General features: G+C 41.5%; 13 protein-coding genes and 1 pseudogene. 1 reads left to right on the top strand and 13 read right to left on the bottom strand.

Annotation, left to right across the window (positions count from 1 at the left end; genetic code table 11):
* Nucleotides 1-17: 17 nt before the first annotated feature.
* A pseudogene (locus RMY16_RS21345) lies at nucleotides 18-278 on the bottom strand (ankyrin repeat domain-containing protein); the annotation flags it as partial.
* A 206-nt stretch (nucleotides 279-484) separates the two neighbouring features.
* Nucleotides 485-1,624, bottom strand: coding sequence for a homocitrate synthase (locus RMY16_RS21340; RefSeq protein ID WP_322738063.1), 1,140 nt, complete (start codon nucleotides 1,622-1,624; stop codon nucleotides 485-487).
* A 539-nt stretch (nucleotides 1,625-2,163) separates the two neighbouring features.
* On the opposite strand from RMY16_RS21340, the gene RMY16_RS21335 reads away from it, so the two are divergent.
* Nucleotides 2,164-2,373 (top strand): molybdopterin-binding protein, encoded by a 210-nt coding sequence (locus RMY16_RS21335; RefSeq protein WP_322738062.1) that lies wholly within the window; start codon nucleotides 2,164-2,166, stop codon nucleotides 2,371-2,373.
* 383 nt (nucleotides 2,374-2,756) lie between these two features.
* Here RMY16_RS21335 and RMY16_RS21330 read toward each other — a convergent pair whose 3' ends face one another.
* The 11 genes from RMY16_RS21330 to nifK form a co-directional block, all read right to left on the bottom strand.
* The gene (locus RMY16_RS21330) at nucleotides 2,757-3,056 is read right to left on the bottom strand and encodes a 2Fe-2S iron-sulfur cluster-binding protein (protein WP_322667909.1); all 300 of its coding nucleotides are present in this window, start codon (nucleotides 3,054-3,056) and stop codon (nucleotides 2,757-2,759) included.
* A gap of 228 nt (nucleotides 3,057-3,284) precedes the next feature.
* Complete coding sequence (locus tag RMY16_RS21325; RefSeq protein WP_322738061.1) at nucleotides 3,285-3,662, bottom strand: iron-sulfur cluster assembly accessory protein; 378 nt, start codon at nucleotides 3,660-3,662, stop codon at nucleotides 3,285-3,287.
* A 97-nt stretch (nucleotides 3,663-3,759) separates the two neighbouring features.
* Nucleotides 3,760-4,569 carry a HesA/MoeB/ThiF family protein gene (locus tag RMY16_RS21320; RefSeq protein ID WP_152588234.1) on the bottom strand — a complete coding sequence of 270 codons (810 nt, stop codon included), beginning with the start codon at nucleotides 4,567-4,569 and terminating at the stop codon, nucleotides 3,760-3,762.
* A gap of 10 nt (nucleotides 4,570-4,579) precedes the next feature.
* Complete coding sequence (nifW, locus tag RMY16_RS21315; protein WP_322738060.1) at nucleotides 4,580-4,897, bottom strand: nitrogenase-stabilizing/protective protein NifW; 318 nt, start codon at nucleotides 4,895-4,897, stop codon at nucleotides 4,580-4,582.
* Nucleotides 4,894-5,109 carry a CCE_0567 family metalloprotein gene (locus tag RMY16_RS21310; RefSeq protein ID WP_322667906.1) on the bottom strand — a complete coding sequence of 72 codons (216 nt, stop codon included), beginning with the start codon at nucleotides 5,107-5,109 and terminating at the stop codon, nucleotides 4,894-4,896. Before RMY16_RS21310 ends, nifW begins: the two co-directional genes overlap by 4 nt.
* A gap of 135 nt (nucleotides 5,110-5,244) precedes the next feature.
* On the bottom strand, nucleotides 5,245-5,721 hold the full coding sequence (locus tag RMY16_RS21305; RefSeq protein WP_322738059.1) for a NifX-associated nitrogen fixation protein: 477 nt from the start codon (nucleotides 5,719-5,721) through the stop codon (nucleotides 5,245-5,247).
* Nucleotides 5,718-6,131, bottom strand: coding sequence for a nitrogen fixation protein NifX (nifX, locus tag RMY16_RS21300; RefSeq protein ID WP_109012236.1), 414 nt, complete (start codon nucleotides 6,129-6,131; stop codon nucleotides 5,718-5,720). The genes RMY16_RS21305 and nifX overlap by 4 nt, the downstream gene beginning before the upstream one ends.
* A gap of 536 nt (nucleotides 6,132-6,667) precedes the next feature.
* On the bottom strand, nucleotides 6,668-8,005 hold the full coding sequence (nifN, locus tag RMY16_RS21295) for a nitrogenase iron-molybdenum cofactor biosynthesis protein NifN (protein ID WP_322738058.1): 1,338 nt from the start codon (nucleotides 8,003-8,005) through the stop codon (nucleotides 6,668-6,670).
* Nucleotides 8,005-9,387: a nitrogenase iron-molybdenum cofactor biosynthesis protein NifE gene (gene nifE / locus RMY16_RS21290; protein WP_100900530.1), complete on the bottom strand. Its 1,383-nt coding sequence runs from the start codon at nucleotides 9,385-9,387 to the stop codon at nucleotides 8,005-8,007. Before nifE ends, nifN begins: the two co-directional genes overlap by 1 nt.
* A 117-nt stretch (nucleotides 9,388-9,504) precedes the next feature.
* On the bottom strand, nucleotides 9,505-9,852 hold the full coding sequence (locus RMY16_RS21285) for a Mo-dependent nitrogenase C-terminal domain-containing protein (protein ID WP_322738057.1): 348 nt from the start codon (nucleotides 9,850-9,852) through the stop codon (nucleotides 9,505-9,507).
* 156 nt (nucleotides 9,853-10,008) lie between these two features.
* Nucleotides 10,009-11,544: a nitrogenase molybdenum-iron protein subunit beta gene (nifK, locus tag RMY16_RS21280; protein ID WP_322738056.1), complete on the bottom strand. Its 1,536-nt coding sequence runs from the start codon at nucleotides 11,542-11,544 to the stop codon at nucleotides 10,009-10,011.
* Nucleotides 11,545-11,914 lie beyond the last annotated feature (370 nt).

Genomic DNA, 11,914 nt, shown 5'->3' with positions numbered 1-11,914 from the left:
AAGAATGCTTGTTAGCGTCATGATAAGCTTTGCCCTATATCTGACTTTATGGCATTTTTGAGTATCCTTAAAACTTCTACGTTGCTAGCAAAATCTATCGCTTTATAATGGTCTAAGTTTTTTAAATATAAATTAGGATGATGTTGTAAAAATAACTTGACGGCTTCTGTCTTCCCGGCTGAAGCTGCCTACATTGAAACAGTTGCAGCATGATCATTTTAGTTGTCGAAATTAATGTTTACAGACAACAATAAATTAATTCAAATGTAATGATTACCAATATTTTTACTTACATATATGCTATCAATTTTATAAGTTTAAACTCTGAATCATTTATAAAGAGCAACAGATATTTTTCTTAAGAAAGCTTAGAAAATAATGGAAAATCAGTAATTATTACAGTTTTTTTCCATAAGATAGATACCCGACTTCTTCTAGAAGTTGGGTATCTACGCTTGGACAGTAAGTGTGTATATTTTCCAATTTACTGACAATGATAAGAATATAAAATATTATCTACATCTTCAATGGTAAGACTTTGTTTGTCAGCTAAAGTTTTCAATCTATGGGTAATATCTTTAAGCTGAGACAAATTAAAGGAAAGTCCTAATTCATTAGCTCGATGATTAACCGCCTGTTTTCCAGCCAATTTATGATTAATTAAAATTGAGCGCGTCACACCAAAACTCCGGGGATTAATAGCCTCATAAGTTTCAGAGTTATTAAGCATAGCTTTAGTATGAATGCCAGCTTTATGACTAAAAGCACTTTCACCAAAAACACAATGGTTAAAAGGAATAGGAATTCCCACTTTTCTTGCAACTAATTCATGCAAGTAACCAAGTTGATCCAAATGATATTTAGACTTAATCCGCTCTGGATTTGTGGCATATAACCTAGCGATGAATCCAGCTAGTGAGGTGATACCATTGCGTTCACCAATGCCCAGAACACAAGTGTCAATATGAGTTGCTCCCGCTTCTAGTGCTGTATAACTGTTAGCATTTGCACATTCTGTATCATTATGACCGTGAAACTCAATATCTAAATTGGTGAATTGGCGTAAAGTCTTCACTAATTCAAATATTTGCATTGGGGTACTAATTCCTACCGTATCGGCAATTCCTATGCGTTTGACAATTCCTAATTTTTCAATCTCGGAATAAATTGTAATTAAATCTTCTATGGAAGTACGTGACGAATCCTCAGCCGAAAACCGTAACTCAATATCGGAAGCTTGTTGATGAATAAAAGTTAAAACTTCAGATGCTAAATCAATAATTTGATTAATATTTTTACCATGACTGAACTGACGCATCAAAGAAGAACTACCAATAGTTAAATTAATCCCGGCTACGCCTGTTGCTAAAGCAACTTTAGCATCTTCTAAGTGACAGCGAATGTGAGTTAATATTTTGGATGGCAAGCCTAACCGAACCAAACTTTCACAGTCTCGTCTAGACTGAGGTGAAGCAATTGGTGACGTTAACTCTATATATTCCACTCCAAATGCAGCAAGAGCTTCAGCGATTTCGACTTTATCATCTGAAGAAAAATTAGCTTTGATGAATTGTTCACCTTCACGGAGAGTACTTTCTACAATTGCAAATTTAGATAGCGACATCGGCCAATCCTTATGCTAATTCTTATTAATGATATCTACTTATTAGTTTTTATATTAACAGATTTGCATAATCGAGAAATAATTGCTTTGGCTGATTCTTGGAGACTAGTTACAGTATCAATTATAAGAGAGCGATCGCTTGTATCCATCGCGTCTAAAACCTGTTTCGTAAGAACCGAATCATAGTTCTGACTTTCTTCAACAAATATTTTTAGTTTGTCTCGCAATTCTACACCTGTGACAACTTGTTTACCTACAAGTTATAAGATTTCTTGTTCTTCTTTAAAAGTAAAATAAGCAGAAACCTCTGCTACGCCCAAACTAACATAGAATTGACTTTTTGTGGATTGATGTGTAGCGAAGCTTTGGAGCAAATTACCGTCCCATCCATTTGTGTAATGCTCGTCAAGTAGAGATACTACCTTAAAGTAAATGAGATTATTTCAAAATTATTAAGAAATTTTAAAAAAAAGCTATTTTAAAACTAAAACTTGCTAATTTACTAAAGTATAAATAGTTCAACTTAGTAAATTAAAAGCATGAAAATTAGCGCTCGTAATTCTCTGAAGGGTACTGTCAAAAAAGTTGTACATGGTTCAGTTAATACTGAGATAACTTTAGAACTAGCGCCAGGAGTAGAGCTAGTGTCAATCATCACAAAATCATCAGCAGAAAAGCTATCACTTGCAGAAGGTAAGCAAGCTTATGCTGTGATTAAATCATCAGATGTGATAGTTGCTGTTGATTAAAAAATAGAGTTGGCTTCCTTTGCAAGCCGCTCTATTTTTCATATAAAATTGCACTTGTATAATTTAGCGACTCACTCATAAAAATGGTTATAAAAAGTGTGCAGTAGTTTAATTAAGAGTAATTGCAGCAATCATATTAGATTTTTAAAGCTTGGAAATTATATATACCCAATTTATTTAAAAAGTCGAGTATTTGATTTTTCAGAAATAATTAAGTAAAGCTATACATAAAGGTTAATTAATAGAATTATCAATAATAACACTAAAATTGGTAAACATTTTAATTATAAATTAGAAATTGTGAAAGGAAGAAGGAAGTATATTTTCATCCTTCATCCTTTATTTTTTATTTGGTAGCCAAAAGCAGCAACCAAAGTAATAGTTTAAACTAAATACGCTTCTTGATGAGTCTTAATTGTGCAATTAGAACGAGGATAAGTTACACAAAGTAGAGCGTATCCTTTAGAAACCTGATCGTCATCTAGAAAGTTTTGATCTTCTTGATTAACTTCACCTTCAACAACTTTACCAACACAGCTAGAGCAAGATCCTGCATGACAGGAAAAAGGCAATTCAATACCATTTTCTTCTGCTGCTTCTAAGATGGTGGTGTCTTCTTCAACTTCAATTGTGGTGTCGAGGTCTTCTTTTTTGTTGATTAATCTAACTTGGTAGGTAGCCATTTTCAGATTCTCCTCAAACGTTATACAGTTGGTCTAATTTCCGAGTTTTTTGAGCAACCTATCCTACTTTTTGCTTCCCTTCTTCTTACAGAGATGCTAAGTTTAGTCAGCTTCTCTATAGGGGTAAGGGATGCAAAGCGAACTAGAAGCTACCTCAAGAGCATTGAAACTCTGTGGAGTGTGTCTATGGGAAATCTCTACAATTGACTTAGCACTAACGAAATGATGTTAGCTTTGGCTGCAAGGTACACCAGTAGGCGTACCGTCGTCTGTTTTAAAAGACTTTCCACAACCGCAGGTATCAGTTGCATTGGGGTTGATGAATTTAAAACCGCTTTCCATCACTCCCTCAACGAAGTCAACGATAACTCCGTCTAATAAGGGCGCACTTTTGGCATCAACGTAAACCAGTACTTTGCCTTGGTGACTTACTAAATCATCTGGTTGGGGCTTGCTGGTGATATCGATCGCATATTCATAGCCACTGCAACCACCATCTTTTACAGAGATGCGGACACCTTTAGTTGCGCCATCAGCATCGGGTGCGGAACCTTTGAGGAATGCCCGCAGATGAAATTCTGCTTTTTCTGATAAAATAACGGCCATTAAGTCTCCTGATTTGTAGCGATTAGTTATCTGATTTCAGGTGTAGGTTGTCATTTGTCAGTTGTCTTTTGTTATTTACTAATGACTAATGACAAAATTAAGTGTTTTGTGCAATACCTGTGGCTGTGGGTTCCATCGAATTGGATTGCGCGTGTCTCCAAGGCGCACTATTACCGCATACTGGACAAGAGCGATCGCGGTGAGAACGGCGTTTAGCAAATTCCATCCGATTTAGGTCGATTGTCAGCAATTGCGATAATAGAGGCTGACTAAACCCAGTGATCAACTTGATAGCTTCCAGTGCTGTTAAACAAGCTAGTGTCCCAGAAACAGCGCCTAGAACTGAAAAGCCGCGCTGATCCCACTCAGGCTTTTCTGGAAACAGACAAGACAAGCAAGGAGTCACACCAGGAATAATCGTTGTCAGGTAAGCCTCCATCCCATTCATTGCAGCTTCCACCATTGGCTTACGCGATCGCACACAGGCTTCATTTAACAAATTGCGCTCTGTAAAGTTATGGGCGCAATCAAGAGCCATATCGGCGGATTGCACTAACGAGTCTACATTTTCCGGGGTGATGTAATCATGAACAGCTTCCACTTGGACATCAGGATTAATCGCATCCAGAGTTTCTTTAGCTTTGAATACCCTTGGCTTACCTACCCAATCATCAGTCATGAGAACCTGACGATTCATATCATCCAGCCGCAAGTCACCACCCCGGACTAGAATTAGCCGCCCAACGCCCGCTACTGCTAAGTAAAGCGCCGCCGTACCGCCTAATCCCCCCACACCTGTCACCAGAACTGTCGCTGACTTCAGGCGTTTCTGTGCTGTTTCGCCAAAATTCGGAAGCATCATTTGGCGACGATAGCGTTCTAATTCGGTAGGCGTTAGGTTAACCAATTTATACCTCCTAATCAGAAGTGATTTCTGTCAGTGTGACTACATTTTTCGGCTTATCGTTAAACACTTTGAACAGCTTTTGTTCGTGAGGTGTTGATTCGACAAATACCTGATAAGCTTTTTGCAAAGCCAAAGAATATTGATTTAGTCTCTCTTCTTGATTCAAGTCAGGAGAATTATCATCAATTTCCTGTATATATTGAGAAAACTTTTTCAGAATATGTAAACGATTTACATTCACAACTTCTAAATCGTAAGGCATATTAAAGAATTCAAAAAATTCTTCTGCATCTACGAGCTTCTTGAATTCATCAATTGTTCCAGTCATTTCGCATTCTCCAATTGTTTCAGATGTTGCTTAAGTTCATCTAACTGGCGATAGATTTCATAAGTTGCGGCGGCAACATCCATAAGTTGGTTGTAATCTGTTGGCAGACCTTCAGCTAAATCATGCAGATCCATTTTCATTTGACCTGCTTTGCTGTTCAGCCGTCTGATTTGTCCTTGTAGTTCCTCAATACTCGTTTCTTCTGCTTGCACAATCAGCCACTCCTTTTCTAAAAGTTAGGAGTTATAAGTTATGAGTTATGAGTTATAAATTAGTAACTGTAAATCCTGAATTATCAGTTAATAGTTAATTCAACTCCTCACTCCTAACTCCTCACTCCTAACTCTTTAAATTTTGCCAACTTCAGGAAAGCGTTTCGCCAAATCAAGACCTTTTTTGACGTAGTTTTCTCCCTCTTCTGCTAATTTCTCTACTGAGTCAAAGCCAAAGCGATGAGCATCTCGCAGGGTTTTCACAGTTAGCAAAAGACGACCAGAAAAAACTAGCGCCCAGCCAAATCCTTCATGGCTCAAATCAACTACAACCTGAGATATCAAACCTGTTTCTTGTTCAATTCCAGCCGCTACAGCCCGAAAAAATGCCATAATTCGTGCTTGCGTGATCGGATCGACTTCGCCCTCAACGGAGATTTCCCGTTTCTTTTGTTTGGTAACAATAAAAGGTTTGAGAATTAACTCATCCGACCAAGTACGATAAACTCCATAACTGTCTTGACCACGGATTTGTTTGATTAATACCTTAAGAAAAGGTGAGTTCAAGACTTCAGTTGTAGCGGTTCCGTTAACACTATTATTTGCGGTCATACTGTTGCTTCGTCTTCGATTTCATCAGCAAAGTTTGTGGTTTTTGGCTGTAAAGCTTTACGCAACCAAGGTGGAGGATTACCTTTGAGGGTTTTCACTAGCTTGTTTAGCACTTCACTAATTTCTTCTTCTTCCGATCGCGCCTTCACTGGGGTGACACCTTTCTTAATTAACCGAGCGGCGGCACTACCACCAATTGCTGTTACGTAAATAATCGTACAGTCGCCTATTGCCTCAAGTTTTGGGGTGATTTTATCTTCATTCCCATCTTCTTTGAGTTCGCCTTCAAAGGTGAGGGTTTCTACGAAGTGATATCCCTCATCGGTAATTTCGTAAACATCAATCATTTTTGCCCATCCGAAGTGGGCATTAATATGAACTCGGTCACTCGTCGTGAAGGCTATTTTCATTGTAATTCTCCTCTCTAAAGTTTTGAATTTTGAAGCAATACGGTTCAGTTAGTAATATTTAGCCTCGAAATATCCCCCCATCCTTAAAAAGCTACCGTGTACACACAAGTCTTTTAGAGTGGAGTGGCTCCACAGACTTTTAATCCCCACCACCCCTCTTGAAAAGCAAAGCTGTTTTATTTCCTCAATGGCTCAAAAAAGACTTGTGTTCTGAACGAAAGTCCTTGTGTTCTGAACGAAAGTCCTCGTGTTCTGAACGAAAGCCCTCGTGTTCTGAACAAAAGTCCTCGTGTTCTGAACGAAAGTCCTCGTGTTCTGAACGAAAGTCCTCGTGTTCTGAACGAAAGCCCTCGTGTTCTGAACGAAAGCCCTCATGTTCTGAACGAAAGTCCTCGTATTCTGAGCGAAAGCCCTCGTGTGTACACCGTAGCCTTAAAAAGGGGGGGCTAATTTAAGGCTGGCTCTATTCCTCCTTAAAAAGGAGGGTTAGAGAGGATCAACTCTTAACTGAACTGTTTTGAATTTCAAGTGTGAATTCAAAACTCTGCGCCGACAGTTCCGAACTCTTGGAACTGTTTAACTCTCGCTTCTTCTGCCTCTAAAAACAGGTTGCCGATGCCAAACAAAAGTTCCATCGTGCCTCGATAGCCAACTTTAGTAAATTGACCGTTACCTAAACGGTCATAAATGGGCAGTCCTAGACGATAAAGAGGAATCGAGAGGCGTTTTGCGATCGCACCCACATTCGAGTTACCAATCAGCAAATCAGAACCACCCGCTAGACTCTCAAAGTCTTCTAAGTCGCCGATGGTGATGCTTTTAACCGGGAGTTTTTCTAAGAGGTGCGATCGCGTGGTTGTCACCACTGCATGAATTTGCGCTCCCATCGATTGCAGGAAATGCACGGTTGACCACAACAAATCAGGTTCCAGTGCTAAGGAAACTCGTTTTGCACCGAAGTAAAAGTGAGTGTCCAGCATCGCATCTTGCAACTGACGACGTTGGCGGCGGTATTTTTCGGGTACGTTGTTACCGCTCAGAATCGCCAATGCTTGGATAAATTCATCTACTGGTTCTAACCCCGTCAGTTCGCCAAACACCTCATAAGGTGTGCCAAAGCGTTCTTCCAGAATCTTGGCAGCACCCCGCATACTTTCACCTAATGCCAGGGTAAAGGCAGAACTACCTACTTCTCGTAGCTGTTTTAAGGTAGTCCCACTGACTGTAACCGCACTATAATTATCCTCTAAATGACCATCTAGAGATGCACCAAGATCAGGTACAAAGATCGGCACTAGTCCAAAGGACGTGATTATCTCTTTGATTTCCTGTACATCCCCAGGTGTGAAGGCAGAACCCGCCAAAACCGTGACTTGTTCAGTTCTGAGTCCACCTGCGCGGGGAATTTCCTTAACTATACTTTCGACAGCAACAGCAAAGCCATCTTGCAACGCACCTTTAAAATCTGGGGTAGGTGCAAAAACGATCGCTAAATTATTCAATTCGGGATGGCGATCGCGGATTTCCTTCAGAAAACCTTCAATGTCATCGCCTCTAGTTTCCGTTAACCCAGTACTACATAAACCAATAATTTCTGGGTTAGCTTTTTCTACTAGAGTCAGAATTGCTTGCTCCACATTCTCTTCACCACCCAAGATAGTAGTGACTTCCGTCATCGCTGTGGTAGCAAGGGGAATCGCTTCCCGGAAATGCCGCACTAAGACAACTTTGGCGAAAGCAGTACAACCTTGGGAACCGTGGAATAAGGGCATTGTCCCTTTCAATCCCAAAAAGGCTAAGGTTGCGCCCAAAGCTTGACTTTGCTTGAGGGGATTAACTGTCAGTGCTTTGTTAGAAGCGGTAACGATCGCCATTAAACTTCCTCCTCTTCTTCCCAAGGAGCGGGTTTGCGTATTTGTTCCCAAATCGGGCTATATAGAGCTTCGTACAGTTCCCGCGCCATCTCAATCATTCCCACATAACCTGCATAAGGATGGTGGCGTTCTTGGTTGATATCAAGGAAAGGAATTCGAGCTTTCAAAGCTGTGTATTGGTTACGTCCACCAGCAATCAGCATATCTGCGCGAGTGTCTTTAACCAGTTGTAGCAACTCCTGAGCGTTGCCTTTCTCTAGCATGATGCCATCATTGCCAATCAACTTCTTGATTTTGGCTTTGTCTTCTTCAGTACTTTTCCGAGTACTGGTAGCAACAACTTCAATACCCAAGTCTCTAGCAGCCGAGATAATCGACCAACTCTTGACACCACCTGTATATAACACAACCCGCTTACCTTTGAGCCGAGCGCGATAAGGAGCCAATGCCAAATCTAAAGCAGCCGTTTCTTCTGCAATTAGCTTTTCTGTCCGCTCCTGTAAATCAGCGTCGCCTAATTTCGCAGCGATGTTTCGCAGACAGCGATTCATATCATCGATGCCGTAGAAAGACTCTTCAATGTAAGGGATGTTGTAACGCTCCTCCATCTTTCTCGCCATATTCAGCAATGCTCGTGAGCAGATCATGACGTTGAGCTTGGCGCGGTGGGCGTAGCGAATTTCATTGTAGCGAGCATCGCCCGTAATTTTAGACAAAATACGGATGCCTAATTTTTCTAACAGTGGTGTTACTCCCCACATTTCCCCGGCGATGTTGTATTCGCCGATTAAGTTTATATCATAGGGCGTTGTATGTTCCGGTTCTGCTGTTCCGACAACATATTCTAATAAAGATTCACCACCAAAACGGTTGCCCAGATTTTTACTGCCAATAAATCCTGGAGCAATGACGGGAACAACAGGAATACCAATTTTTTCAGCCGCAGCTTTGCACACAGCATCCATATCATCGCCAATTAAGGCTGTAACGCAAGTGGCGTAGACAAATACTGCTGCTGGTTGGTAGCGTTCGTGAAGTTCCAAAATTGCTTTGTAGAGTTTCTTTTCGCCACCGAAGATGACATCATTTTCACCCAAGTCAGTGGTAAAGCCCATTTTGTAGAGTTGAGGGCCAGACGACAGACTACCACGGCTGCCCCAGGAATTACCAGCACAGGCGATCGGCCCGTGGACTAGATGCGCTGCATCTGCGATCGGCACTAGAGCAATCATTGCACCATCAAAGGCGCAGCCCCCTTGAGCCGCGCCAGGTTGTGCCTGTTGAGCGCATGACTTATTTTTCTTTTCCGCTTGTTTGTGCTGATTATGTTCGCATCCTGTCTCAGTCAGCAGCTCGTTGATTTTGCCTTGGGTGCTTTTCATCTCTCTTCTCTTAATTGTTAATTGTCCTTTGTCATTTGTCATTTGTCCTTTAAATAGCTAACAACTAATGACCAATGACTATTGTACAGACGCGATTAATCGCGTCTCTACCAATGACTAACAAATGTATTTTGTGACATCTTCTCCACATACATCGGTCAGGTAAGATAGAGCGCGGAAACGCAATCCTACAAATTCGTCATATAAAGGATTGAGTTTACATAGTGGTGGGATATCAATACACTTCCCAAATAATTTAATTTGTCGCTCAAAGGGACAACAACAAGGAATTGTTTGGCAAATTAGATGAGCGAAGCGATTATTTTTAACCTGAATTCCATCCACTACACCACGCAACGGATTAAGAAGATTGTGGAACCATCCTCGTTTTTTCTGGTTAGGTGGATGGTAATTAGGATGAGGATGAGTGTGAGTATGTTCGTGAGTGTGATTGATGGTTTCCATCTATATATACCTTGGGTAAATGCTATCAAGAAAAAGGGGAGTTGGGGATTGGGGATTGGGCATCGGGCATTGGGTTTGGATTCCCTACTCCCTATTCCTTACTCCCAACTCCCCTTCTTCACCCTTTAATTAACACGTTGTGTTTCTACGCAATTTCTAACGAATCAAGTCGTAGGAAATATCTGTCTTAGAAGGAATGTTGGTGTTGCGATCGATTTCTTCAAACAGGGTGTTTACAGTCCAGTTGAGGAGGTTGATCACACCTTGATAACCAATGGTGGCGTAGCGGTGTAAGTGGTGGCGATCCATGATGGGGTAGCCGATTCTCACGAGGGGAATCTTGGTGTCGCGCCACAGGTACTTACCGTATGTGTTACCAACTAAGAAGTCTACTGGTTCGGTGAACAACAGCGATCGCATGTGCCACAAGTCTTTACCACCCCAAACAGTTGCATGTTGACCAAAGGGGCTAGAAGCAAGCAGTTCTTTGATTTCTGCTTCAAATACTTCGTTGGTGTTGTGAACCAAGATATGCACAGGTTCAGCACCCATTTCTAGCATAAAGCCAACTACGCTATATACTAAATCTGGTTCGCCGTAGATAGCGAAGCGCTTGCCGTGAATCCATGAGTGAGAGTCAGTCATGGCATCAACTGCCTGACCGCGTTCAATTTCCAATTGTTCGGGAATGGGGATACCGCTCAATTCGCTGAGTTTCATCAAGAACTCATCAGTACCCTTAATGCCCCAAGGACGGGAAACTGAGGTTGGTTGCTTCCACTCTTTCTCGATGTACTCGCGGGTTTTGGGGGTAGAGTGTGCTTGCAGAGCGATCGTAGCTTTCGCATTGATTGAATCTGCTGCATCTTCTAACTTTGTACCACCTGGGTACATATCAAACTCACCTGTGTTTGGTGAATCGAGGTAGTCGCTGTTGTCGGCTAGAATTGTGTAGTCAAAGCCGAACAAAGAAGCAATCCGCTTGATTTCGCGGTTGTTACCTACGTAGGTGTCAAAACCTGGGATGAAGTTGATTTTACCATTGCTGGTTTCTTTCTTATGACCTGCGGTCAAGTTAGAAAGAATTCCCTTCATCATGTTGTCGTAACCAGTGATGTGGGAACCAACAAAGCTAGGGGTGTGAGCGTAAGGTACTGGGAAATCTTGAGGAACTGAACCTGCACTCTTAGCGTTGTTGATGAAGGCTTGTAAGTCATCACCAATTACTTCTGCCATACAGGTGGTGCAGACAGCGATCATCTTGGGCTTGTAGAGTTGGTAAGAGTTCGCCAAGCCGTCAATCATGTTTTGCAGACCACCAAACACGGCTGCATCTTCAGTCATTGAAGAAGATACACCAGAGAATGGTTCTTTGTAGTGACGGGTTAAGTGGGTGCGGAAGTAAGCAACGCAACCTTGAGAACCTTGAACGAAAGGTAGAGTACCTTCAAAACCAACAGCAGCAAAAATTGCTCCTAGTGGTTGGCAGCCTTTAGCAGGGTTAACGGTTAAAGCTTCACGAGCGAAGTTCTTTTCACGATAATCCCAACCCTTTGTCCACTCTGCAACCCGTTGTACTTCTTCGGCTTCGTGACCGTTTTCAAACTGCTTTTTGTTTTCAAATAGCTGTTGGTACTCGGGCTGGTGGAATAACTCGACGTGATCTTGAATTTTTTCTGGATTCTGAGGCATTTCTTCTGGACTCCAAGCTTACTGAATTCTTTTTTTACTGAACGAGGAATGAAGAGTTGAGGCAGGAATGGGAATTGGGAATATGATTCAAAATTCAAAATGCAAAAATCAAAAGAAATTTTAATCTTTTAATTTTGAATTTTGGATTCCCAACTCCCACCTGGGGTTTTAGCCCCAGGTTATCCTTACTTATCGCTCTCTCCCATTTCCCTAGACGGCAGCCTTAGCCTTAGCTTCAGCCTTCTTAGCCTGAGCTTTTTCATTCCAAGGAGCGCCAATTAATGACCAGGTTGGGCTGTTGAGTGCCAAGTCCATGTCGCGTGCGAAGATGGCAAAGCCGTCATAACCGTGATAAGGGCCGGAGTAATCC

The sequence above is a fragment of the Nostoc sp. DedQUE12b genome, from assembly GCF_034530835.1.
Lineage (GTDB): Bacteria > Cyanobacteriota > Cyanobacteriia > Cyanobacteriales > Nostocaceae > Nostoc.
The sequence above is the reverse complement of the archived record's forward strand: the minus strand, read 5'-3'. Positions and strand labels throughout refer to the sequence as shown.